The organism is Streptomyces sp. NPDC048383 (genome assembly GCF_040651775.1).
GTDB lineage: Bacteria > Actinomycetota > Actinomycetes > Streptomycetales > Streptomycetaceae > Streptomyces.
The window spans coordinates 158,261-181,471 of sequence record NZ_JBEZKS010000005.1 but is presented as its reverse complement, the minus strand read 5'-3'; the positions used below and the strand labels follow the sequence as shown (position 1 = coordinate 181,471).

The window sequence follows — 23,211 nt, the reverse complement described above, 5'->3', positions numbered from 1 at the left end:
TTGAACGCCGCGAACTGCGCCGGGTCCTTGATCATCTGCTGGGCGATCGCCTTGGCGCTCGTGGGGGCCGCCTGGGCGGGGACCGTGGCGAGCATCGAGCCGGCGACGCCGAGGGCGACGACGGTGCCCGCGAGGGCCTTCTTCGAGGCGGCGATGCGGCGGATGACGGTGTTCGACACGGGGAACCTTCCACAGGGGACGAGGACGGTCGCGGCATGCCGAGGGCATGCGTGATCCCTTCACGCGGTGGAGAGGGGCTCGTCAGCGGCGGGTGGAGCACCCGTGCCGCCCGGCGACTCATCCAGTTCTACCGACGCCCCACCTGCCTGGCAACGAGCCCTTCTACTACCCGCCCTCGCAGCCGGGGACCGACAGCCCGTCGGCCGGTCCGCGGGCAGGAGGGCGGGCGCGGGCCGGCGCGGAGCGCCGCCGCGGACCTTCGCGGCCTACTATCCGGGCTCGTATGTGACGTGGGTCCTGTGGGACGGCTCACCCCGGAGCCGCCCGAATCTCGCTGAACGTCACCGCTCGTACGCGCTTTCGGGGACGCGGCAGCGGTTGGTGGGCGAGCCGGACGACCGCTATGACCCCCGTCGGCCCGCTTCGTCACCGCATCAATCGCGTCACCCTGCATGGCGGCCCGGTGAATCGCGCGCGGCCGTCACCAGGGCGGGTGGTGTTCGGGCGCAGGTCCTGGCCCGAGGTGGGCCGTGTCCGCGTGCGCTCCGGAGGGGCGGGGCGCACGCCACGAGCTGCGGGGATGGCCGGTGGCGATCCGATATGCGGATGACCTGTCCGTAAAGCGATCCTCGGTTGGTGACCTTCCTTCAAGTCTGGCAGCCTCAAACCTAGTTGAGCACTGCATAAGAGATGCAGCGCCGCAATCAACCTTCGAATCGAAAGCGAGTTCCGTCGTGCGTCACCGCCTAGCGACCGTCTCCGCAGCCGCGCTCCTTTGCCTCGCAGGCGCCACCGGCGCGGCGCAGGCCCAGCCCGCGAGCCTGTACGCCCCCTCGGCCATGGTCTTCACCGTGACCCAGGGCGCGAGCGACACCACCGGCACCGTCCTGCGCGCGACCACCCTCAGCTGCGCCTACACCGCCGAGGGCACGCACCCCGCCCCCCGGGCCGCGTGCGACGCCCTCAACGCCACCGACGGCGAGCTCAACCACCTGCTGGCCGCCCCGGATCCGGACCGGGCCTGCCCGATGATCCACGACCCGGTCACCGTCACCGCGAACGGAGTGCTGCGCGGCCATCACGTCGCGTGGAAGCACACCTTCTCCAACGCCTGCGTGATGTCCGCGACCCTCAACGGCAACCCGGTCTACGCGTTCTGACGTCCCGGAGTCACAAGTCGCCCCGCCCGTTCGTTCGCGTCAGGCCCCCTCGGGGGTCGGCGCGAACGCGGGCATGAGCGTGGCCAGCACCGATGCCATGTACCCCTCCGGGATGGGGCGCGTACGCAGCAGCCACGTGTGGTAGACCGGGCCGTAGACGAGTTCGACGACGAGTTCGAGGTCGAGGTCGCCCCGGATCTGGCCGGCCGCGCGGGCCGCGGCGAGGCGGGCCACGCACCCGTCGATGGCGACGCGCAGGATGCGCGTGACCCCTTCCGCGGCGGCCTCCTCACTCTGCGCGGCGGCGATCAGGCCGCGCCAGAGCCTGCCGAAGTCCGACTGGAAGAGGCTCATCACGTTGGTGGTCTGGGTGACCAGATCGGCCTGGATGTCGCCGGTGTCGGGGAAGCCGGCGGACGCGTCCCGCGCCGCCTCGATCGCCTCGATGAGGATGGCGGCCTTGGACGGCCACCAGCGGTAGATCGTCGTCTTGCCCACGCCGGCCCGTCCGGCGATGCCCTCGATGGTGGTCGTGGCGAAACCCCGTTCGACACAGAGGGCGACGGTCGCGTCGAGGATGGCCTGACGCGCGTCTTCGTTGCGGATGGCAGGTGGCACGAGTCGATCCTAACGCCACGCAACGCTACGTCTCGTGTTGACAAAGGGTGGCGCGCGCCGGCATCGTGGCGGAACCGCAACGGTTCGTTTCGTATCGATACGTTTGTTGCGCAACGGGGGACGTCGCCGCCACCCTCAGGGGTGGCGGCGACGCACAACTGGAGAGCGGTGCCGTCCGCCGCTTCTCTCGCCTATTCCGAGCTGTTGCCGAGCATCAATCGATCACGGCTCGTCTGTAGCTCCCCACGTCAAGCCGGTGTGTGACTGAGCACTGCAGTTGGCCCCTGAGCGTTCCAGACGAGCGCTGCAGAGGGCCCAACCGCAGCGGACGGAGACATGCGGCAAGATGCGGACGCATGACCCTCTCATCACGTTTCACCATGCCGGGCCAGATCCGGGCTGTGGCCACATCCGACCCCTCCGGGCCACTGACCGTGACCGGCTACGGCCCGAATCCGCTGGCGACCGTCATCACGAGGGTCGACCTTTCAGGCAAGGTGGCGTGGCAGCGGACCTACCCTGGGACAGGCAAGCCGCAATCCCGGCTGGCCGCGGACGGCGCGCTGTGGCTCGCCTACCCAGACCGCGACGGTCAGCTCCTGGAAGGTGTTCTGCCGGACGGTTCCACTGGGCCCACCGTCCGCCCGGAGTGCCGCGCCGATGAGGAGATCGGCGCATTCGTCCTCCTCGACGACGGGTTCGTCATTTCCTGGGTCAGCGGCTCCCGCATGGTCCGTAGGGAACGAAGCCGACCCACCTCTGTACCGGAGCCTCGCGTGGCCCGGTACACGAGAGAGGGGGAGTGTCTCTGGTCCACGCCCATTGCGCTCGGTGCGGTGTCGTTCCCGGGCGTGGTGGAGATGGGAGACCGAACCGGATGGGAGGTCCGGCCGCGTAGGCCTTGGGTCCCGGAGGAGATCGGCAGTGATCACTGGGAGCCACTGCTCGTATCGGCCGACCGGATCGCAGCCAGCTTCACCGACACACGGGGTGGCATCGGAAGGACGTTCTTCCTCGACCTCGACAGCGGCGAGACCGTCTCGGTCACCGCTCCCGCTCCCACAGGCCGAAAGGCGATAGCTGGCCCTGGCCAGTTCCTGCTCGGATCCCAGGGTTACGGTGCCTTCACGACCGGCCGCTTCGGCCGGGACGGCGTCGAAACCGCGCGTTGGGCCAGCCACGGGGCAATGCTCGTCGACAAGAACGGCGGCGTCCGCGGCCCGGAGCTCGAAAACAGCCTGCCTTCGCGATCACGCTTTCGGCGGCTCGCACCGGACAACAGCCTTGTGGACGGGCCGCCGCTGACGGGTTACTACACGTCCTACCCCGCGATGGACTGCGAGGGAACCGCGGTGTTCTGGCGAGACGGCAAGCTGCTCGCTGTGGACACGGATCTCGCCGGACACGAGCTGTTCGCCATGGATGACAGCCGAGCGGTTATCGGTCGTGCGCTACTGCTGAGCGAAGGCAGTGTCGTTGTCTCCCTGGACAACGAGGTCCTGGTCTTCCGTACACCGCTGGGCTCCCTGGCCGAGGGCCCCTGGCCGTGCGGGGAAGCGAACCTCAGGGGCAATCCTCTCCTGAGCTGAAACTGCCTGCGTGACGGCGGAGGAGACTGAAGCTGAGCATGGAGTCGGCAGGACGGGTCGACTACAAGACTCGTTCACAGGACGCGCTCAACAGTCATGTCGCCTCGCCCTTCAGGTCCGGCCCGCCGCAGCAAGGAATCCCAGCCGGACGGCTACCGCGAAGGCGTACTTCCTCCGCGTGCCCGTGCTCGCGTTACGCATCCGAGCCGAGGCGAAGAACCCGTTGACCTCCGGCACCGACCAGCCATCGGCCCGCAGCAGCACCGGCTGTCCCAGCTGCGTACCGTGTGCATGCGCCCACTCCGCCGGCGTCGGCAGACCCGCCGGCACCGGATCAGCCGCGTACCATGAAACCTCCCGCCGCGGGTTGCGCCAATGCACCTGCCACCGCGCCAACGGACCGGCTTCCGCCTCAAGTTCATCGATCATCAACGAGTGAACATACAGCCACTGACAGTCGCTGAAATCCCAGCAACAGTTCCTTGTGGCTAGAGACCTCCGCCGTACCCCTTCGTGGTCGCAGATCCGGGCATCGCCGGGTCGCGGCGAGGTCGATCCGCTGCACAAGCAGTGCAACTTGTCGGCATCCAGCCACGTCGTCATTCTGGTTCTCTCGGGACCGGAGTCATGATCAGTGGGAGTGCCGATGAACCTGCGAGACGAACTCCCCGTCGACCATCCCCTCAGCCGGGTCTACCGGATCGGCGCCGCGCTGTGCGGAGTCCTCCTCCTCGTGTTCGGCTGCCTCGGATTCGCCGACAGCCTGTCCTCCTTCGACACCGCCGGGCGCAGCGTCGCCGGACTGTCCACCAACGGGTTGCTCAGCGCGATCTCCGTGGTCGTCGGGCTGTTGCTGTTCGTCGCCGCGCTGATCGGGGGAAACGTCGCGTCGAACGTCAACATCGGCGTCGGGGCGCTGTTCGTACTGAGCGGATTCGTCCACCTGTTCCTCCTGGGGCGGCCGGGCAACATCCTCGACTTCGGCATGTCGAACGTGATCTTCAGCTTCCTGATGGGGCTGCTGATCATGACGTTCGGCATGTACGGCCGGGTCAGCGGCGGCCTGGCGCACGACAACCCCTACTGGCAGAAGCGCCATCCCGGCCGGGCCGCCGGCGTCGGTCAAGAGCCCCGGACGGCGCTCACCACCCTCGACGCCCACCTGCCCGGTCGGTGACGGAGGGCCGCGTCGGGCGCGCGACCGAGGTGACTCGTACGACACGCCGAGGGACGGAGAAGCGCATGTCCATATCCGGAGTACCACCGGGCGAGACCCCGCCGGCAGAGGGTTCGACCGCGTCCGCGCACCCCGAGCGGGCGGACGGGGGCCTGTGGGAGCACCCGGGGATGTTCGTATTGCTCATCGTGATCGGGGCCCTGATGGTCGCCGGGTTCTTCATCGCCCGCATCTGGAGTTGGTGACCACCCCTGCGGCATCCCGCCGCCGGCTCGCCCTCAGCGCCGTACGAGGGCGAGCCGGCGGTTCAGCTCGGCCAGGAACCGCACCACGACGTGCAGTTCATGGGCGTCGAACTGGGCCCGGACGGCATCGGTGGACGTGGCCAGCGGACGGAAGTACTCGCGCGCCGCGACCCGGCCCGCCTGCGCGTAGTGCACGTGCACCACGCGTCGATCGTCGGCCGAACGCACCCTGCTGATGTGACCCGCCTTCTCCAGCCGGTCGAGACAGGCGGTCACCGCGCCGGACGTCAGGTTCATCCGCGTGCCCAGCCGCCCGGGCGTCATCGGTCCGGCGTCCTCCTCCTCGTGCTCCGCGTCGAGCACCGCGATGAGCGCCTGCACGTCGGTCAGGTGCAACCCCTGCGCCTGCGCGAACTCCTGGGAGATCCGGTTGAACTCCGCGTTCAGCGCGCGCAGCAGTACGGCGAAGGACTGCAATCCGATCGGGTCATCGCACGGAAGTACGGGCAGGGGCGTGTCAGCGCTTGGCATGGCACCAGCATATGATCTCTCGATGATTGAGATACTTCATCATTGAGTAACTTGGGGAGACCTTGATGACGCACACACCGCGATGGGCCCGCTGGCTGGTACCAGTCGTATTGCTGGTGATCTGGCTCGGCATCGGCGGAACGCTCGGTCCCTACGCGGGCAAGCTCGGCGAAGTGGCCACGAACGACCAGGCCGCCTTCCTGCCGCAGAGCGCCGAATCCACGCAGGTGGTCGAAGCGCGCAAGGACTTCGAGCGCTCCGAGTCGGTCCCGGCGATCGTCGTCTGGCAGGCTCCCGGGGGCGGCGCCGTCACCGACGGACAGCAGCAGGCGGCGGGGCGTGCCGTGGCCGCCCTCGCGGGGCGCGAGGGCGTCACCTCCGCGCCGTCCCCGGCCCTGCGCTCCGACGACGGCTCGGCCCTGCAGGCCGTGGTGCCCTTGGCCCCCGACCTCGGCGAGGAACTGCCCGCCGTCCTGGACGACGTGCGCGCCGCCGCGCGGACCGTACCCGGACTGAGCGCGAGCGTCGCCGGACCGGCCGCCACCCAGGCCGACCTCGCCGACGCCTTCGCCGGCATCGACGGGCTCCTGCTGGGCGTCGCGCTCGGCGCCGTCCTGCTGATCCTGCTGCTCGTCTACCGCAGCCTCCTGCTGCCGCTCGTGATCATCATCAGCGCCGTGTTCGCCCTCGGCCTCGCCTGCGCGGTCGTCTACGCTCTGGCGGACCACGGCGTCGTGCGGGTCGACGGCCAGGTCCAGGGCATCCTGTCGATCCTGGTCATCGGCGCCGCCACCGACTACGCACTGTTGCTGGCCGCCCGCTTCCGGGAGGAACTCGCCGCCCGCGACGACCGGACGGCCGCCGCCGTGGCGTCGCTCCGCCGCTCGGCGGGCGCGATCACCGCCAGCGCCGCCACCGTGGCCCTCGGCCTGCTCGCCCTGCTGGCCAGCGACCTGACGAACAACCGGGCCCTGGGGCCGGTCGGCGCCATCGGCATCGTCTGCGCGGTCCTGTCCACCCTGACGTTCCTGCCCGCCGTCCTCGTCCTCCTCGGCCGCGCCGCGTTCTGGCCCGCCACGCCGAAGCCGGCCGACGCCACCACGGAGGGCCACCGGCTCTGGCGCCGCGTCGCCGGCCTCATCGACCGGGCGCCGCGCCGCGTCTGGGTGTCGACGACCCTGCTCCTGGTCGTCCTCGCCGCCTTCGCGCCGACGCTCAACTCCCGGGGCGTCCCCCTCGACGAGATCTTCGTGAAGGACGCACCCTCCGTCGCCGCGCAGGAGACTCTCGGCCGGCACTTCCCCGGCGGGTCGGGACAGCCCGCGGTGATCATCGTGGACGCGGCCAAGGCCAAGGAGGTGGAAGCGGCGGTCCGGGGGACCGACGGAGTCGCCTCCGCCGCGCCCGTCACCGCCGCTGGTCGCCCCGGCGGCGGCGAGCCGCTGGTCGTCGACGGCAGGATCCGCATCGACGCCACCCTCACCGCGGCCGCCGACAGCGACGCCGCGAAGAACACCGTCGCCGAACTCCGGAGCCGCGTCCACGCCGTGCCCGGAGCGGAAGCGCTGGTGGGTGGCTACACCGCCCAGAAGTACGACACCGAGCAGACGGCGGCCCGCGACCGGACCCTCATCGTCCCGATCGTCCTCGCCATCATCCTGCTGATCCTCGTCCTGCTCCTGCGCTCCGTCCTGGTCCCCGTCCTGCTCGTGGCCACGGTGGCCCTCAACTTCCTGGCCACCCTCGGCGTTTCCGCGCTGGTCTTCCAGCACCTGCTCGGGTTCAGCGGCACGGACGCCTCCGTGCCCCTGTACGGATTCGTGTTCCTCGTCGCCCTCGGCGTCGACTACAACATCTTCCTCATGTCCCGGGTCCGCGAGGAAACCCTCACCCACGGCGTCCGGCAGGGGGTGCTGCGCGGCCTGACCACCACCGGCGGCGTCATCACCTCGGCCGGCGTGGTGCTGGCCGCCACCTTCGCCGCCCTCATGGTCATCCCGCTCGCCTTCCTCTTCCAGATCGCCTTCATCGTCGCCTTCGGAGTCCTCCTCGACACCCTCGTCGTCCGTTCCCTCCTCGTGCCCGCCCTCGTGATCGACATCGGGCCGAAGAGCTGGTGGCCCAGCTCCCTCGCCCGGGACGGGCACGCCAAGACAGCGGGGGCGGACGCGGCGAAGCCGTAGCGGCCGAGCCACCGGATCCGTACGGGGCCGGTCAGCGCTGACCCAACACGTTGATCACCCGGCCGTTGGGATCGCGGACGAAGAACCGCCGCACGCCCCCGGCTCGCCGGCTCGCCGGCTCGGCTTCGGACCGGACGTTGGGCACTCCGAACGTGAAGGGGCCGGGCGGCACGACCCGGCCGCCCGGCCCCATGGTCTCCCGTGGCGCCGGGCGGACGCGGGAAATCGACACGTGCGTGCTCCCCCGCAGCGCGCGGGCGCCTACCAGGTGTCGGTGAAACCGAGCGACCGCCGGCGGCCGGTGGTGCGAGACTCACTCCATGAAGCCCAACGATCCCAAGGACGACCTGCACCGCTACCTCGACGCGGCACGCGATGCCCTCATCTGGAAGCTGGACGGATTGTCCGAGTACGACATCCGACGCCCCCTGACGCCGACCGGCACCAACCTCCTCGGCCTCGTCAAACACCTCGCCTGTGGCGAACTCGGCTACTTCGGCCCGACCTTCGGCCGCCCCCACACCGAATCCAACCCCTGGGAAGAGGAGGACTCCGAGCCCAACTCGGACATGTGGGCCACCGCCGACGAATCGCGGGAGGACATCGTCGACCTCTACCGCCGGGCCCGGGCGCACGCGGACGCGACGATCGAGGCACTGCCGCTCGACGCGATGGGCCACGTCGCGTGGTGGGACCAGAACGCCGACGCGACGCTCCAGCGCGTCATGCTGCACATGACGGCCGAGACGCACCGCCACGCCGGCCACGCCGACATCGTCCGCGAACTGATCGACGGCAAGGTCGGCATGCGGGAGACCAACGACAACATGGACGGTGGTGACGCGGCCTGGTACGAGGAGTACCGGGCGAGGCTGGAGGCGTCTGCCAAAGAAGCCTCCGCCAAAAGGGCCTCCGCCAAGTAAGTGTCCGCCGGAGCGGCCCGGGACGAACGCCGGGCTGAGCCGAAGCTGAGCCTGCCGGCGGCGACGGAACCGCAGAAGGACGCCGTGGCCCACACCGGGCGACCCCGGGGGCGCCCCGGTGGTACGGGAGAGGCCCCGCCGCGTCCTCAGGGCGGGGAGGCGCCCGCTTCGCGATGGGCGCGGACGAGCTGGTCCAGATCACCGAGTCGGTCCAGACCGCTCACGGCCCGGGCCATGCGGGGGTTCCCCTCCAGCCGGGCGCGGTGCCGGTCGAGGAAGCTCCAGTAGCCGATGGTGTAGGGGCAGGCACGTTCGCCGGTACGGTCGGTGGGCCGGTACCGGCAGCCGCCGCACAGGTCGCTCATCCGGTGGATGTAGGCCCCGCCCGAGGTGTAGGGCTTGGTGGTCATCAGTCCGCCGTCCCCGTACTGGGACATGCCCACCACGTTCGGCAGCATCACCCAGTCGTAGCCGTCCACGAACGACCGGTGGAACCAGTCCGTCACCTCGACCGGGTCCCAGCCCCGCTGGAGGGCGAAGCTGCCGAGGACCATCAGGCGGGGGATGTGGTGTGTCCAGCCCGTGTCCCGGACCTGTGTCAGCACGCTCGACAGGCAGCGGGCCCGCACGGCGTCCGCGTCCAACTCCCGGAACCACGCGGGTACCGGTGCGGTGTGCCGCAGGGCGTTGCGGTGCCGGTAGTCCTCGCCCAGGTGCCAGTAGAGGTGCCACACGTACTCGCGCCAGCCGCACACCTGCCTGATGAACCCCTCGGCGCTGTTGAGCGGCACGTGCCCGGCCCGCCACGCGTCCTCGGCCCGGGTCACGCACTCCCACGGGTCGAGGAGACCGAGGTTGAGGGAGGAGGACAACAGGCTGTGGCTCATCACGGGGTCGCCGGCCAGCATCGCGTCCTCGTGGGCGCCGAAACCGGCGAGGCGGTGCGTGATGAAGTGATCGAGGGCGGCCAGCGCCTCGCGACGGCTCGCGGGGAAGAGCCGGGGACCGTCGCGGCCCACGAAGGTGATGCCCTCCTCCCGTTCCCAACGGTCCAGATCCCGCCGGACCTCCTCGTCGATCCCGTCCTCCCGGGGCCGGTACGGGGCCGGCGCGCCGAGCGTCTCCCGGCCCCGGGGCGGGGGCTCGCGGTTCTCGTGGTCCAGGTTCCAGCGGCCGCCCGCCGGCCGATCCCCGTCCATCAGGATGTCGTGGGCGCGCCGGGTGTTCTCGTAGAAGTTCTCCTGGAGCAGCCGTCGGCCCGTCTGCCGCGCCGCCCAGTCGGCGAACTCGCGGTGACCGACCAGGTACCCGCGGGCGGGGTGGACGGTGACCTGTGGCAGTGAGGTGACCAGGGCGAGGGCCGCGTGCGAGGTCGGATGGTGAACGGAGACGGGATCGGTGCCGGCGGCCCGCGCCAGACCCTCCCGGTAGGTCTCCGCGGCGACGTACCGCGCGCTCGCGCCGAGATCGGCCGCCCGGTGCCGCATGGCGCTGAGGATCAGGTGGGCCTTGGCCCGGTGGAAGCGCCGACGTCGGAACACGGCCCGGGACTCGATCAGCAGCCACCGGGTGTTCCTCGGCGGCCCGCCGGTGGCCGTGGCGGTGAAGTGCGGGCCGAGTTGGTCGCCGAACAGCCAGTGCACATGGCTCATGCCCTCATCCAACCAACCGGTCGCGGTCCGACGGCGGCGGACACGGCCGCACCGGGGCGGCGGACGCGGCGGGACCGAGGGCTACGGGACGACATCCCCACCGCCGGCCGCATCCGCGTTCCGGCGGGTGGTGGAACGCAGCGCGAGCGCCATCACCACTTCGAACACGCCGAGCAGGACGAGCCACAGCCCGAGGAGTCGCGTCAGAGCGATCGCGGAGTTCACCGGGAAGCAGAGCACGACGATGCCGGCGACGGCTCCGAGCAGGCCCACGCCGAGGAGCATGCCGCGGTGGACCAGCGCGCGATCGGCGATCGCGACGTACGCGGTGAGGACTCCCGTCAGCAACCAGAAGACCCCGACGATCAGCGACAGCGCGCCGATGGTCTGCATGGGGTGCCGCAGGACCAGGACGCCCGCCAGGAACGCCAACAGGGCGATGAGGACGCCGGCCAACCGGCTGTTGCCGCGGTCGTCGCTGTGGGAGAACGCGGTCACGAACCGGAAGCCGCCCGCGACCAGCAGCTGGAGCCCGATGATCACGGCCAGGATGTGCAGCGTCTCGTCGGGCCAGACGAGGACCAGGATGCCGGGGATCAGGGTCGTCAGTGCGAATCCGAGGGCCCAGTGCCAGGAGCCGCCGAGCTGTTTCAGGAAGTCCTCGGGGTCGCCGTGCGTGTACTGCGGGGCCGTGTCGGGGGATCCGGTCATCACGCCTCCCGGGCGGGCCGGCTGCCCGCGGGGGAACCCCGGAGCCGCCGGAAATGACATGGTTGATCGTGGATTTTCATAGTAGGTCGCGGTGTGGTGGCTCGCCGCGCCGACGGACGAGCGCCCACGTTCGGCCACGTCCCCCGGTCGCGGCAGGTCTGCCGCGCGGTAGACCTGTACGGCGCAGTTCTACGTGCCGCTCGGGGCCGCGCCGGCTTGACTTGGGGCGTGGACAGCGAACAGCAGCCTTCCGCCGTGGCGTACCGGAATCTGATCATGGCGACGGTGGGGTTCGGGCTCACCTTCTGGGCGTGGGACCTGATCGCTCCGCTGGCCGCCGGGTACAAGGACCGGCTCGGCCTCAGCTCGTTCCAACAGTCCTTGCTCGTCGCGATCCCGGTCCTGGTCGGCTCCGTGGGACGCATCCCGGCGGGCGCCCTGACCGACCGCTACGGCGCCCGGCTGATGTTTCCGCTGGTGTCCGCGCTCACCATCGTGCCGGTGCTCCTGCTGATCCCGGTCAAGGACGACTTCGTCCTGCTCCTGGTGGTCGCCCTCCTGCTCGGCCTGGGCGGGACCACGTTCGCGATCGGTGTCCCGCTGGTCAATTCCTGGTTCCCGCCCGGGCGGCGCGGCTTCGCGCTGGGCGTCTTCGGCATGGGCACCGGAGGCGTCGCCCTCTCGGGCTACTTCACCCCGCGCATCGCCGCGCACGGCGAGAACCTGCCCTTCGTCGTGGTCGCCGGCGCCCTCGCGGTGTACGCGGTGCTCGCCGCGATCCTGATCACCGACCGCCCCGGGCGCCCGGTGCCCGGCGCCCCGCTGATCTCCCGGCTCCGGCAGGCGGGCGGGCTGAGGGTGACGTGGGAGTTGTCGGCCCTGTACGCCATCGGGTTCGGGGGAGTGGTGGCGTTCGGCGTCTACCTGCCGACGTACCTGAAAACCTGGTACGAGCTCACCCCGACCGACGCCGGCACCAAGGCGGCCGGCTTCGCCCTGGTCACCGTGATCTTCCGACCCATCGGAGGTCGGCTGTCGGACCGCTTCCACCCGGCCCTCGTCACGGCCGCGGCCCTGGCGGTCGTCGCCCTGTTCGCCGTGGTGCAGGCCTTCGACCCGCCCCTCGCCCCCGTCGGCACCTGCGCCCTGTTGTTGATGGCGGCCGGACTCGGCACGGCCGGCGGCAGCGTCTTCGCCCTGGTCTCCCAGGTCACCCCACAAGCGCAGGTGGGCAGCGTCACCGGCATCGTGGGTGCCGTCGGCGGCCTCGGTGGATTCGTACCACCGCTGCTGATGGGCGCCATCCACAGCGCCAAGGGCTCGTACTCGATCGGCTTCATGCTGCTGTCCGACCTCGCGCTCGCCGGCTGCGTGTACGCGTACGGCCGCATGCGCACGCTGCGCGCGAACCGGTGAGCCCCGCGCCACCCCTTCGGGACCGCTCGGGAGTCCCTAAGGAGCCGGTGTCCGGGACGGGTCGACGGCCCGCTGGTCCTGGACGGCGCGGTCGAGGGCGGTGACGATCCGTGAGAACGCCTCCGGTGTCGCGGGGGCGTTGAAGGCGTGGTGGGCGGTGCGGCCGTGGTGGTGGAGCAGGAGGGTCCAGGGGCGGTGGGCGACGCGGATCACTTCGGCAGGCGGTGCGCCGGAGTGGACGGCGATCGTGTGGTCCAGGCCGTCGATGCGGTAGACCAGCCCGTGCGTGACGGCCCGGTCGGCCTGCTCGGGGTGCCAGCAGAAGCGGGTGGCCGCGTCGTCGAGCCCGTCGAAGCGGTGCAGTGCGTGGAGGTGGTCCAGTGCGTGTTCGTGGAGGTCCTGGTGGCGCTGCTGCACCCATAAGGCCATCGGCCGTTTCCCGTCTCGATCTCCGCCCGTACGGGGGTATTGAACAACGGTCAGCACGGGTCGCCCCGGTTACGTACCGGTACAGTCCGAAACCGGACCCCGGCAGGCGCGAAAGCGGTCCGTCCCCGACCGTCCGTCCCTCGCCCACCCGTTCGGTGGGACCGTCGTACGCCGCTCGGTCCAACCGACCGCTCGGCCCGCCGCTCCCCGGGCAGGACTCCTCCCATGGACAGCAATCGCGAGATGGACCCGGCACACCGGACGCCCGAGGGCGTCGACGAGAAGACGGTGCGCGCCCTGGGCGCGCTCTCGAAGGCGCTGGAGACGACGGAGCGGGCCCGCGGCCACCTCTACGGTTTCCACCAGTTGACCGGGACGGCGGACTTCGAACTCGGCGACGCGGTCCGGCTGCTGCGCGAGGCGGGCCACGAGGAGCACGCCCGGCGGGTGGAACGGGAGATCGTGGGCCGCAACGTGATCCCGGGCCACTGGACGTTCCAGATCGTCGAGGCGTACAACTCCACCTACTACCGGCCCTTCGCGGAGGTGGAGCGCGACATCGTGGAGGAGGTCGTCGGCGGCCGCGACCATCTCCTGGAGGCCCGGCTCAAGACGATCCGCCGCACTCAGGGGCACCCGCACCACACCGCGACGCCGTCCGACTCCTGATCCGGGGCGAGGTGCGGTTCCCGCGCGCGCCAGTGCTGTGACCGCACTAGGCGGCCAGCGGTGCCAGGAACGGGGTCCGCTCGTGCTGGGCCAGGCGGTCCCGGTGGGCCTGCCTGCGTGCGGCGTGCACGCTCCGCCGCGCCCTGCACAGTTCGCCGGCCGGTACGTGACAGGTCGTGCACGGAACCGCGTACACGCCGTGCCGGAAGCGGCGGTGCGTCTCGTACACGGCGTCCAGCATCGCGTCGAGTCCTACCGGGTAGGCCGGCGGGGCGGGCGTGCGGACGGCTGCCCTGGGCGACTGACGGGGGAACGGGGCCGGGATGGGGCTCATGGAGGTGCGGCTCCTTGTGCGGCGGCGGCGTACGTGAACGGGCGTCTGCTGTCCCTGTTCCCCGTTTTCCGCGGTTCAAGATCTTCACGGGGGAGAAGCCTCCCGCCGACGGCATCTGCCCGGCCCCCTCGGTGAGGGGGCCGGGCAGAGAAGTCGACGGAGGACCCGGTCAGCCGTGGCGGTGCCCGCGTCGGTTGCCGGTGACCAGGCGGTAGACGATCAGGAGGATGACGGAGCCGATGATGGCGGCGATCCAGGTGGAGAGGTGGAAGAAGCCGTCGATGGAGTCGACGCCGAATATGACCTTGCCGAGCCAGCCGCCGAGCAGACCGCCGGCGATGCCGATGAACATCGTGATGATGACGCCGCCCGGGTCCTTGCCCGGCATCAGAGCCTTCGCGATGAAGCCGGCGAGCAGGCCGATGAGGATCCAAGCGATGATGCCCACGATGTTTCTCCTACGTTGCGAATGAAGCCGGTGTCAGGCTGCTTCTGCACCCGCCACGCGCTTTGAAACGGGCGCCGCGCGGAAACGGGACGTTCGCACCGGGAGCAGGGGCCGAAGGACCCGGCCGAGCCCTCGCCGCGTACACGGCAACCAAACTCATGAAACTCGTTTCGCGTATTTCTTGACTGGTGTGGGTGTCAGGCGTAAAACTCTGGGTGCGTCAGCACGGACAGCAGCGTCCCGGGGGGTGACCTCGGCGACGGATGCAACTCACTCGGGGAGATGAAATGGACACCCTCACCACCCACGCCCCGGCCGGAACGGGCGAAGCGGTGACGGAGACCACGCATCTCCTCGAAGCGTTGCCCCGCGTCGCGGACCCCCGTGAGGTCGCTCCCGAAGACGCCCGGGCCCTTTCCAAGACCTTCTTCGAGCGGCTCCGTACTCTCGACGAGGGCACTCACGAGCGTCAGTACGTCCGCAACACGCTGATCGAGATGAACCTGTCCCTGGTCCAGTTCGCGGCCCGCCGGTTCCGCAACCGCACCGACGGTACGGACATCGAGGACATCATCCAGGTCGGGACCATCGGTCTGATCAAGGCCATCGACCGGTTCGACCCCACCCTCGGCAACGAGTTCGCGACGCTCGCCCTTCCCTACATCACCGGGGAGATCAAGCGGCACTTCCGCGACACCACCTGGGCCGTGCGCGTGCCGCGCCGCCTGCAGGAGCTGCGCATCGCACTGGCGCGCGGCAAGGAGGACCTGCATGCCGTCCTCGACCGCGCGCCGACCGTCCGGGAACTGGCGGAGCACCTGGAGATCACCGACGAAGAGGTGATCGAGGGCATGGTCGCCGCCAACGGCCACTCCAGCCAGCCCCTGGAGCAGGAGGCGGACGATTCCACCGCGGCCGCCGCACGGCCGCTCGCCGAGATGCTCGGCAGCGAGGATCCCGCGATGGAGCTCTTCGAGGACTTCCGCACCCTCGCCCCGCTGCTGAGCCAACTCGAAGGCCGCGACCGGCTCATCCTGCAGATGCGCTTCGGCGACGAGATGACGCAGGCACAGATCGGGGAGCGCCTGGGCATCTCCCAGATGCAGATCTCCCGCATCCTCACCCGCACCCTGAACCGGCTCCGCGAAGGCATGCTCGCCGACTGACCCCGCCCCGCGGTCGCGGAGCCGGCGCCCCCGACGGGGCAACGTCCCCTCAGGCCTGCCCGTCGGCCGCTCCGGTCGGTGCGAACGGGTCGTGAACCGTGGGCGGTTCCTGCGCGAGCGTGAACTCGATGCGGGTGCCGTCGCGGTGGTCCGGGTCGACCGCGATGGTGCCGCCGTGGAACTCGACGATCTTCTTGCACATCGCCAAGCCGATCCCGCTGCCGGAGTAGGCGTCCTTCGTGTGCAGCCGTTGGAAGATGACGAAGACCTTCTCGGCGTACTCCGGAGCGATGCCGATGCCGTTGTCGGTCACCGAGAACCGCCACAGCGCTCCGTCGAGGGCCGCGGACACGTGGATCTCCGGAGGTGTTCCCGGCCGGTGGAACTTGATGGCGTTGCCGATCAGGTTCTGCCAGAGCATCCCCATCTGCGTGGGGTCCGCGACCAGCGTGGGAAGGGGATCGTGGGTGATCACGGCCCCGGTTTCCTCGATGCCGACGCTGAGGGAGGAAAGCGTCCGGGTGAGGACCGCGTCCAGGTCGAGGCTCTGGTGGGTGTGACCGACGCGGCCGACGCGGGAGAACCCCAACAGGTCGTTGATCAGCGTCTGCATGCGGTTCGCGCCGTCGACCGCGTAGTCGATGTACTGGTCCGCCTTCGCGTCCAACTGCCCGCCGTAGCGCCGCCGCAGGAGCTGGGTGAAGCTGGAGATCTTCCGGAGCGGCTCCTGCAGGTCGTGCGAGGCCACGTACGCGAACTGCTCCAGCTCGGCGTTGGACCGCTTGAGGTCGGCGGCCTGCGCGTCGAGAGCCCGGCGGGCCTCCTCGGTGAAGGCGAGCTCCTGTACGAGGCGCAGGCGCATGGAGTCGATCTCCGCGCCGAGGCGGCGCAGATCGGCCGGACCCGTCGGTGTGATGGGGTGCTCGAAATCGCCGCCGGTGACCCGACGGGCATCGGTTCCGAGCAGCCCGAGGGGCGCCGTGATGCCGCGCCGCAACCCTTCGAAGACCAGTCCGGCGACGAGGAGGATCACCAGGGCGATGGCGCTGAAGACCCAGTTGCGCAGGACCACGACGCCCGCGAGGTCATCGCGCACCTTCGCCCGGTCGGCCCGGAGTTGCTCCTGCTGACCGGCCATAGCCGTCCGCAAGGCGTCGAAGGAGGCCTTGCCCTCCTCGGCGCGCCCGGCGTCCAATCGCGGGGGCGCCCCGGGCGCGGTGGCGGCGACCGGACCGGCGATCCTGTCCTGCCACGTCCGAGCGGCCCCCTCGACGGCCCGGAGGTCCCGCAGCCCCGGCTCGTTGCCGGCCAGCAGTCGGGCGAGCCCGTCGGCGGAGGCCTTCTCGTCCTTCAACCCCTGCTGGTAGGGGGCCAGGAAGTCAGGGCTGCCGGTCGCACCGTAGCCGCGGATGCCCGTCTCCTGGTTCAACAGCGCCGCTTCCAGCCGGATCGCCATCATCAGGGCCGGCGACCGCACGTCCACCAGCTCGTCACTGATGGAGGCCGTCCGCCCCAGCACCCACGCCCCGGTCAGCCCGAGCAGGGCGAGGACGGCCAAGGTCGCGGAGACCCCCACGCGCAGCCAGCGGCGCGTGGTCCACGAGGACAGGCCCCGGGCATCGGGCAGCCCTTCAACTCCGGTCATTTCCTGCGCCCCTCCACCGTCACGGGCCGTCCCGGGATGCGGTCGGCCTGCACACTGTAGAGGCTTCCGTGACAACAGATGTTGTCGAGGGTGGGTGGGGCCGCCTACAGTGCCGGTATGCCGGGTAGAGATTCCTCCTCGTCGACCGCGTCCCAGGACGCGGCAGCCGTGACACGGGCGGCGGTCGCCGACCTCGCGCGCCGGCTTGCCCACCGGCTGACGGACGGTCCCACGTCACCCGAGGCCGAGGACCCCAACCCGGCCCTCGTCCTGCTGCACGTACTGGAACAGGTACGGCAGACCGCCGAAGGGCTCCAACGTGACGCGGCCGCCGACGCCGCCCGCGCGGGCGCCGGTTACCCCCAGCTCGGAAACGCCTGCGGCATCAGCCGACAGGGCGCCCGCCGTCGCTGGCCCGGCCTCTACGACCACGTGCCCGACGGCAAACCCCACCCCACTCCCACGGAGCATTCGATGATGACCGCGCCCGCACGCCCTTACGACGTCCTGCTCGTCGAGGACGACATGGCCGATGCCATGCTCATCGAGGAGGCCCTCTCCGAGCGCGGTACCCGCAACCTCGTCCAGGTCACCGACGGCGTCGCCGCCCTCGAATACCTGCGCGACCCCGACAGCGCACGGCCCGACCTCATCGTGCTGGACCTCAACATGCCCCGGATGAACGGCCGTGACCTCCTGCAGATCCTCAAGAACGACGAGGGCTTCCAGACGATCCCCGTCGTCGTCCTCACCACCTCCGCCGCTCCGGAAGACGTGAGCGGGGCCTACAGCAGCCACGCCAACGCGTACGTGACCAAGCCGGTCAACCTGGACGAGTTCGAGCGGGCCGTCCAGAGCATCGACGCCTTCTACCTCGACACCGTCACGCGCCTCCCGCGCCCCTGACGCGCGCCCACCCGATCCGGACGGACACGCGGGCGGTCACCCGATGAAGAGCCGCGGCCGGGGCGGGGCCCGCGGCTCAGCCGAGCTTCAGGTGCGCGGTGATCCGCTTGCCGTCGGCGTGCGGAATCACGGCCAGCTCATCGACGATGCTCTGGACCAGCGGCCAGCCGTAGCCGCCGATCCGGATTCCGGCGGGCGGACTGGTCTGCGTCACGGGTGCCTCGCGACGGTGGTCGGCCACGGACACCCGCAGGACGCCGTCCCGGACCTCGGCGTGGAAGCCGGCGAGACCGCCGCCGTGCCGGATGGCATTGGTGACGAGTTCGGTGGTGACCATCAAGGCGTCCGTCACGGCACCCGGATCGCAGCGGAGTCCGGAGTGCAGCAGCAGGTCCGAGACCTGGTCGCGGGCGTCGGCAGCCGTGGCGGGAAGCGAGGTACGCGGGTTCATAGGGGTGGTTTCAGGGCGGCCCGACGGCGCACCCGACTCATCGTTCCCTCGTGACCGTCCCATGTCTCCGTATCTGTCCCGTGCCGAATCGACCCCGCGATCCTCGCACACCCCCGCCTCGTACGGCCACGGGGAGGGCACGCCACCGAGCAGCGCGGGGCATCGGACGTGCCGTCGCCGTCCGTGACCCCCGGTACGCCGCCCCGCGCACCGCGCCGGACGGGGCGCCGCCCCCCCGGGGGTCGGGGCACGTCCGACACCCGGCCGCCGAGGCGGGCGCACGCCGCTCCGCTCCGGCATCGGCGGTGGCCCCGGCATTTCCGGGCGGCGCTCGGGGGTTCGGCCCAATGGCCTAAGGTTTCCACGGAGAGGCCGCAGGGCTTCCGTGATGAGGGATGTGCGTTGTGGCTGGTGGGGACGTTGCAAAGCGTTTGGTAGGCCTGCTTTCCGTACGGGGTGAAGACCTCGCTTCGGCCTGGGCGGACACGGTCGCCGGTTCCCTCGGCGGCAGGGTGAGCCGTGCGGAGGTCCAGCGTGAACTGCAGGAGCTGTACGACACGCTGGTGGCGGCCCTCGGGCGGGACAGCCTCGACGCGCACGGCGACGAGTTCGGCGAGGTGCGGGCACTCCTGACGGAGCTTTCGCGCAGCCGGGCCCAGCAGGGCTTCACCCCCACCGAAACCGCGCTCAGCGTGTACGCGCTCAAGGAGGTCCTGGAGCCGTCGCTGTCCGGCGACGTGGAGGACGTCCAGGCCTACCTGAAGTTCGCGACCCTGCTGGACGCGCTGGGCCTGTTCACCATCGAGGTGTTCACCCGCACCCGCGAGGCCCTGATCTCCGCACAGGCCGAGCAACTCCTGGAGCTGTCGACCCCGGTGGTCAAGCTGTGGGACGGCGTGATCGGGGTGCCGCTGGTCGGCACCCTGGACTCGGCGCGCACGATGGTCGTCATGGAGAAGATGCTGCAGGCGCTGATCGACACCGGCTCCGAGCAGGCCATCATCGACATCACCGGCGTTCCCGCGGTCGACACCGAGGTCGCCCAGCACCTGCTCAAGACCGTCGTGGCCGCCCGTCTGATGGGCGCCGAATGCACCATCTCCGGCATCCGCCCCCAGATCGCCCAGACCATCGTCGCGCTCGGGATCGACTTCGGTGACATCGTCACCAAGGCGACCCTCGCCGACGCCCTGCGCCACGCCCTGCGCCGCTCCGGCGTCACCTTCTCCCGTACGGTGCCGCAGGCGGGCAACCGGTGAGCGAGCAGGTACCCGTACTGCAGATCGGGCAGGTCCTGCTGGTCTCGATCCAGACGGATCTGGACGACCAGGCCGTCATGCTGCTCCAGGACGACCTGGCCGCCAAGGTGGTGGACTCCGGGGCCCACGGCGTGATCATCGACATCACCGCCGTGGAGATCGTCGATTCCTTCGTGGGTCGCATGCTCGCCACGATCGCCTCGATCTCCCGGATGCTGGACGCGCAGACCGTCGTCGTCGGCATGCGGCCCGCCGTGGCCATCACCCTGGTCGAGCTCGGCCTGTCGCTGGGCGGAGTACGAACAGCGCTGACCCTCGACAAGGGGCTGCGCGTGCTGGAGCGTGCCCGCGCCCAGGCACACGCCGAAGCCGGCTACGACGCTCCAGCGGGAGCCGGTGACGAGGTCAGCGCGCCGGATGCCGCGGCCGGCCGGTGAACGCTCCTGGGCAAAGCGGCCCGGAGTTGCTGGAGATCACCGCCAACGCGGGAGTCGTGCACGCACGCCAGACGGTTCGCGCCCTGGCCCAGGCGTGCAGGCTCTCCCTCGTGGAGCAGACCAAGCTGATCACCGCGGCCAGTGAACTGGCCCGCAACACCCTGATCCACGGCGGTGGCGGAACCATGACCGCCTCCCTCATCGAGCAACACGGCCGTCGGGGAGTACGCCTGGTCTTCGCCGACCAGGGTCCCGGCATCCCCGACATCGACCTGGCGCTGACCGACGGCTGGACCTCCGGCAGCGGCATGGGCCTCGGCCTCTCCGGCTCCAAACGCCTCGTCGACGACTTCGTCCTGGACACCACCCCGGGACACGGCACCACCATCACGGTCACCAAGTGGGCCCGGTGACACTTCACCTGACGGACTGTGAGGACGTCGCCTGGTTCCGGGACGAGCCCGAAGCCGCCCGCGGCGCCGCCGCCGCTCTGGGGCGACGCATCGGGCTCACCGAGCACCGCACCGCCGAACTGGTGCTCGCCGTCGCCGAGTTGGCCACCAACATCACCAAACACGCCGTCGAAGGGTCTCTGCTGCTGCGGGTGCTGCGCACCGCGCACGTGGCCGGAGTCGAAGTCGTGGTCGTGGACGGCGGCCCCGGGATCACCGACGTACCGGCGGCCCTGCGCGACGGGATGTCGACGGCGGGCACCCTCGGCATCGGCCTCGGAGCGGTCCAGCGGCTGGCCGACGCCTTCCACATCCACTCCCGGCGCGGACTCGGCACCGTCCAGGTGGCCCGCTTCTGGCCCCGCCCCCCGCACCACACGGTGACGGGGGAGCCGACCGTGGGCGGCATCACCCGGCCGATCGGCGGGGAACAGGTCTGCGGCGACGCCTGGGCCGGGCGCCCCGATATCGCAGAGCACGTCACGCAACACCACGACGAACGGACCGACCGCCGGCCCCGACCCGAAGAGTCCTCCCTGGACTGGTCGGCCCTGACCGCCACCCGGCCACCCCTGCGACGGGCCCCGACGACACCCGGGCTCCCGCCCCGCATCCCCCCGTTGGCCGTCACCGCCCGTACCTCACGCTCCGTCCCGGTACGGGCAGCCGCACCGGGACCCGGACGGGGAACCCTGGTGATGTCCTGCGACGGCCTGGGACACGGCCCGATGGCCTCCCTCGCCGCCAAGGCAGCCGTCCAGGCCTTCCGCACCGGCACGGCCCGCACCCCGGAACAGGCGATGGAACAGATCCACCGCGCCCTGCGCGGCACCCGCGGCGCCGCGGTGGCCGTCGCCCGCCTGGAGCCGGACGGCCGCGTCCTCTTCTGCGGCACGGGAAACATCACCGCCGCCCTGGTCACCGCGGACAGCCGGTCCAACCTGCTGTCCCACCCCGGCATCGTCGGCCATCAGATGCACCAGCTGCGCACCTACGAACACCATCTGCCCGGCCACGGCGTCCTGGTGATGCACTCCGACGGTCTCAGCGAGCGCTGGAAATCCGAGGACCTCGCCGGCTTCCTGCACCATCCGCCCGCCCTCATCGCCGCTGCCCTGCTGCGCTTGGCCGGCACCCGCCGCGACGACGCCAGCGCGGTGATCGCCAAGGTCACCAGGTGAAGCGGACCGTCATCCGTCCACGCGACAGCGACCGCGCCACCGTTCTGCTCGCCCCGATCGCCACCGAACGCGACGTCTTCGCCCTGCGCCGCCACGCCAAGACCATCGCCGACGCGGTCGGACTCGACAACCGGGACCAGGTCCGCCTCGCGACCGCACTGAGCGAACTGGGACGCGACCTGCTGCGCCCCAACACGATGACGACCGTGTTCACCGTCCAACAGCATCCGCCCACGCTGCACACCGTGATGCGATGGACGGACGACCGCGCCCCCAGCACCGAATCCCTGACCGCCGTCACCCGACTGCTGCCCCAGACCCGCTACGATCCCTCCCTCGCCGTCCCGGACCGCGCCGGCGCACTGCCGGTCGGCTCCCGGGTCGGCCGGATCGAGATCAGCTGCCCCATTCCCGAACTCGCCGCCCGGGACCTGGACGTCCGCCGCGTCCTGGCCATGGTGGAGGCCGACACTCCGGCCAGCGCGATCGACGACCTGCAGGCACAGACCCGGGACCTGCTGGCCGCCCTGCACGAGGCCCACGCCCAACGGGACGAGCTGGAGCGGCTCAACGAGGAACTGGTGGAGACCAACGCCGGTGTCATGGCCCTGTACGCGGACCTCACCGTCGAGCACAAGGACGTCGTGGAGCGCTTCGACCAGGAACACGAGCTGGCCCTGGCCCTGCAGCGCACCTTCCTGCCCGCCGACCTGCCGTCCTCCCCGAACACGGAACTCGCGGTGCGCTACCTGCCGGCCACCTCGATGACCGAGATCGGCGGCGACTTCTACGAAGCCGTCACCACCCCCCACGGCCTGCTGCTCGCGGTCGGCGACGTGGTCGGCCACTCCCTGCAAGCCGCCATGGTCATGGGCGGAATACGTCACGCGCTGCGTGCCTACGCCGCCCAGGGCCACCCCCCGCACCTCCTGCTCCACCACCTGGACCACCTCCTGGGCCTGCACCACCGCGGCTGGACCGCCACGGTGTGCATCGTGCTGGTGGAGCCGGGCAACCAGCGCATCCAGGTCGCCAACGCGGGCCATCTCCCACCCCTGCTCCTCAACCCGGGAGCCGCGCCGCGCTACCTCACCGAGCACGGACCGCTGCTCGGCCTGGGCCTGCCGCACCCCGAGGCGACCAGCCACCCGGTCGGGCCCGGGGGTCGGCTGCTGATGGTCACCGACGGGCTCATCGAAACCCGCGACAGCGACCTGCACGACCGGTTGGACCTCCTGGCCGACACCGCCGCGGCCGGACCGGAGGAACCCGAAGCGCTGTGCACCCTGTTGGTGGAGACCTTCGGTGTCGAACCCGAGGACGACATCATCGTCTTCGCCACCCGGCTCCACCCGTCCGAGAGCGCCGCGCGCCCCTGACCCGCGTCAGCCCGGCCCTGGCGGGTACCCGGCCGTCGTGAGTGCGAACGGCGCGCTCCGCGGGGGGAGG

Annotated in this window: 25 protein-coding genes and 1 pseudogene; 15 read left to right on the top strand and 11 right to left on the bottom strand. The window is 70.7% G+C overall.

All coding sequences use genetic code 11. The features are described from left to right. The first annotated feature begins 914 nt into the window (after positions 1-914). Positions 915-1,340: a subtilase-type protease inhibitor gene (locus tag AB0D46_RS06555; protein WP_362876151.1), complete on the top strand. Its 426-nt coding sequence runs from the start codon at positions 915-917 to the stop codon at positions 1,338-1,340. 39 nt (positions 1,341-1,379) lie between these two features. Here AB0D46_RS06555 and AB0D46_RS06550 read toward each other — a convergent pair whose 3' ends face one another. Continuing rightward, entirely contained in the window at positions 1,380-1,958 is a 579-nt protein-coding gene (locus AB0D46_RS06550) for a TetR/AcrR family transcriptional regulator (protein ID WP_362876150.1), read from the bottom strand. Positions 1,959-2,314: 356 nt separating this feature from the next. Here AB0D46_RS06550 and AB0D46_RS06545 point away from each other — a divergent pair, with 356 nt between their 5' ends. Then, complete coding sequence (locus AB0D46_RS06545; RefSeq protein ID WP_362876149.1) at positions 2,315-3,547, top strand: hypothetical protein; 1,233 nt, start codon at positions 2,315-2,317, stop codon at positions 3,545-3,547. A gap of 111 nt (positions 3,548-3,658) precedes the next feature. On the opposite strand, the gene AB0D46_RS06540 is transcribed toward AB0D46_RS06545, so the two are convergent. Continuing rightward, on the bottom strand, positions 3,659-3,976 hold the full coding sequence (locus tag AB0D46_RS06540; RefSeq protein ID WP_362876148.1) for a hypothetical protein: 318 nt from the start codon (positions 3,974-3,976) through the stop codon (positions 3,659-3,661). Between the two features lie 217 nt (positions 3,977-4,193). Here AB0D46_RS06540 and AB0D46_RS06535 point away from each other — a divergent pair, with 217 nt between their 5' ends. Both AB0D46_RS06535 and AB0D46_RS06530 read left to right on the top strand, forming a co-directional pair. After that, the gene (locus AB0D46_RS06535) at positions 4,194-4,724 is read left to right on the top strand and encodes a DUF4383 domain-containing protein (RefSeq protein ID WP_362876147.1); all 531 of its coding nucleotides are present in this window, start codon (positions 4,194-4,196) and stop codon (positions 4,722-4,724) included. 65 nt (positions 4,725-4,789) lie between these two features. Further along, positions 4,790-4,969: a DUF6480 family protein gene (locus AB0D46_RS06530; RefSeq protein ID WP_362876146.1), complete on the top strand. Its 180-nt coding sequence runs from the start codon at positions 4,790-4,792 to the stop codon at positions 4,967-4,969. A 33-nt stretch (positions 4,970-5,002) separates the two neighbouring features. On the opposite strand, the gene AB0D46_RS06525 is transcribed toward AB0D46_RS06530, so the two are convergent. Then, complete coding sequence (locus tag AB0D46_RS06525; protein ID WP_362876145.1) at positions 5,003-5,500, bottom strand: MarR family transcriptional regulator; 498 nt, start codon at positions 5,498-5,500, stop codon at positions 5,003-5,005. A gap of 65 nt (positions 5,501-5,565) precedes the next feature. On the opposite strand from AB0D46_RS06525, the gene AB0D46_RS06520 reads away from it, so the two are divergent. Further along, positions 5,566-7,683, top strand: coding sequence for an MMPL family transporter (locus AB0D46_RS06520; protein WP_362876144.1), 2,118 nt, complete (start codon positions 5,566-5,568; stop codon positions 7,681-7,683). 31 nt (positions 7,684-7,714) lie between these two features. Here AB0D46_RS06520 and AB0D46_RS06515 read toward each other — a convergent pair whose 3' ends face one another. Then, on the bottom strand, positions 7,715-7,915 hold the full coding sequence (locus AB0D46_RS06515; RefSeq protein WP_362876143.1) for a hypothetical protein: 201 nt from the start codon (positions 7,913-7,915) through the stop codon (positions 7,715-7,717). An 88-nt stretch (positions 7,916-8,003) separates the two neighbouring features. Here AB0D46_RS06515 and AB0D46_RS06510 point away from each other — a divergent pair, with 88 nt between their 5' ends. Further along, complete coding sequence (locus AB0D46_RS06510) at positions 8,004-8,606, top strand: DinB family protein (RefSeq protein WP_362876142.1); 603 nt, start codon at positions 8,004-8,006, stop codon at positions 8,604-8,606. Positions 8,607-8,752: 146 nt separating this feature from the next. Here AB0D46_RS06510 and AB0D46_RS06505 read toward each other — a convergent pair whose 3' ends face one another. Then, entirely contained in the window at positions 8,753-10,258 is a 1,506-nt protein-coding gene (locus AB0D46_RS06505; protein WP_362876141.1) for a cryptochrome/photolyase family protein, read from the bottom strand. Between the two features lie 81 nt (positions 10,259-10,339). Further along, the gene (locus AB0D46_RS06500) at positions 10,340-10,969 is read right to left on the bottom strand and encodes a DUF308 domain-containing protein (RefSeq protein ID WP_362876140.1); all 630 of its coding nucleotides are present in this window, start codon (positions 10,967-10,969) and stop codon (positions 10,340-10,342) included. 276 nt (positions 10,970-11,245) lie between these two features. Here AB0D46_RS06500 and AB0D46_RS06495 point away from each other — a divergent pair, with 276 nt between their 5' ends. Then, positions 11,246-12,385 (top strand): MFS transporter, encoded by a 1,140-nt coding sequence (locus AB0D46_RS06495; RefSeq protein WP_362876159.1) that lies wholly within the window; start codon positions 11,246-11,248, stop codon positions 12,383-12,385. Between the two features lie 36 nt (positions 12,386-12,421). On the opposite strand, the gene AB0D46_RS06490 is transcribed toward AB0D46_RS06495, so the two are convergent. Next, positions 12,422-12,814 carry a hypothetical protein gene (locus AB0D46_RS06490; protein WP_362876139.1) on the bottom strand — a complete coding sequence of 131 codons (393 nt, stop codon included), beginning with the start codon at positions 12,812-12,814 and terminating at the stop codon, positions 12,422-12,424. A 225-nt stretch (positions 12,815-13,039) separates the two neighbouring features. Between AB0D46_RS06490 and AB0D46_RS06485 the strand changes: the two genes are divergently transcribed. Continuing rightward, complete coding sequence (locus AB0D46_RS06485; RefSeq protein ID WP_362876138.1) at positions 13,040-13,483, top strand: hypothetical protein; 444 nt, start codon at positions 13,040-13,042, stop codon at positions 13,481-13,483. 46 nt (positions 13,484-13,529) lie between these two features. On the opposite strand, the gene AB0D46_RS06480 is transcribed toward AB0D46_RS06485, so the two are convergent. After that, positions 13,530-13,817, bottom strand: coding sequence for a hypothetical protein (locus tag AB0D46_RS06480; protein WP_362876137.1), 288 nt, complete (start codon positions 13,815-13,817; stop codon positions 13,530-13,532). A 169-nt stretch (positions 13,818-13,986) separates the two neighbouring features. Beyond that, positions 13,987-14,265: a GlsB/YeaQ/YmgE family stress response membrane protein gene (locus AB0D46_RS06475; RefSeq protein ID WP_362876136.1), complete on the bottom strand. Its 279-nt coding sequence runs from the start codon at positions 14,263-14,265 to the stop codon at positions 13,987-13,989. 287 nt (positions 14,266-14,552) lie between these two features. Between AB0D46_RS06475 and AB0D46_RS06470 the strand changes: the two genes are divergently transcribed. Beyond that, on the top strand, positions 14,553-15,431 hold the full coding sequence (locus AB0D46_RS06470; RefSeq protein ID WP_362876135.1) for a SigB/SigF/SigG family RNA polymerase sigma factor: 879 nt from the start codon (positions 14,553-14,555) through the stop codon (positions 15,429-15,431). Between the two features lie 49 nt (positions 15,432-15,480). On the opposite strand, the gene AB0D46_RS06465 is transcribed toward AB0D46_RS06470, so the two are convergent. Further along, positions 15,481-17,076: an ATP-binding protein gene (locus AB0D46_RS06465; protein WP_362876134.1), complete on the bottom strand. Its 1,596-nt coding sequence runs from the start codon at positions 17,074-17,076 to the stop codon at positions 15,481-15,483. 117 nt (positions 17,077-17,193) lie between these two features. Here AB0D46_RS06465 and AB0D46_RS06460 point away from each other — a divergent pair, with 117 nt between their 5' ends. Continuing rightward, entirely contained in the window at positions 17,194-17,982 is a 789-nt protein-coding gene (locus tag AB0D46_RS06460; RefSeq protein WP_362876133.1) for a response regulator, read from the top strand. A gap of 76 nt (positions 17,983-18,058) precedes the next feature. Here the strand turns inward: AB0D46_RS06460 and AB0D46_RS06455 are convergent, their stop codons facing one another. After that, positions 18,059-18,433 carry an ATP-binding protein gene (locus AB0D46_RS06455; RefSeq protein WP_362876132.1) on the bottom strand — a complete coding sequence of 125 codons (375 nt, stop codon included), beginning with the start codon at positions 18,431-18,433 and terminating at the stop codon, positions 18,059-18,061. Positions 18,434-18,828: 395 nt separating this feature from the next. On the opposite strand from AB0D46_RS06455, the gene AB0D46_RS06450 reads away from it, so the two are divergent. The 5 genes and pseudogenes from AB0D46_RS06450 to AB0D46_RS06430 all read left to right on the top strand — a co-directional run bounded on the left by AB0D46_RS06450 (position 18,829) and on the right by AB0D46_RS06430 (position 23,141). Then, a complete protein-coding gene (locus tag AB0D46_RS06450) occupies positions 18,829-19,692 on the top strand; it encodes an STAS domain-containing protein (protein ID WP_362876131.1) in 864 nt (287 codons plus the stop codon). Beyond that, positions 19,689-20,030, top strand: a pseudogene (locus tag AB0D46_RS06445) (STAS domain-containing protein); the annotation flags it as partial. The gene AB0D46_RS06450 and the pseudogene AB0D46_RS06445, both read left to right, overlap by 4 nt. 95 nt (positions 20,031-20,125) lie before the next feature. Then, positions 20,126-20,542, top strand: coding sequence for an anti-sigma regulatory factor (locus AB0D46_RS06440; protein ID WP_362876130.1), 417 nt, complete (start codon positions 20,126-20,128; stop codon positions 20,540-20,542). Continuing rightward, entirely contained in the window at positions 20,530-21,762 is a 1,233-nt protein-coding gene (locus AB0D46_RS06435; RefSeq protein ID WP_362876129.1) for an ATP-binding protein, read from the top strand. The genes AB0D46_RS06440 and AB0D46_RS06435 overlap by 13 nt, the downstream gene beginning before the upstream one ends. After that, positions 21,759-23,141 carry a SpoIIE family protein phosphatase gene (locus AB0D46_RS06430; RefSeq protein ID WP_362876128.1) on the top strand — a complete coding sequence of 461 codons (1,383 nt, stop codon included), beginning with the start codon at positions 21,759-21,761 and terminating at the stop codon, positions 23,139-23,141. The genes AB0D46_RS06435 and AB0D46_RS06430 overlap by 4 nt, the downstream gene beginning before the upstream one ends. Positions 23,142-23,211: the final 70 nt, after the last annotated feature.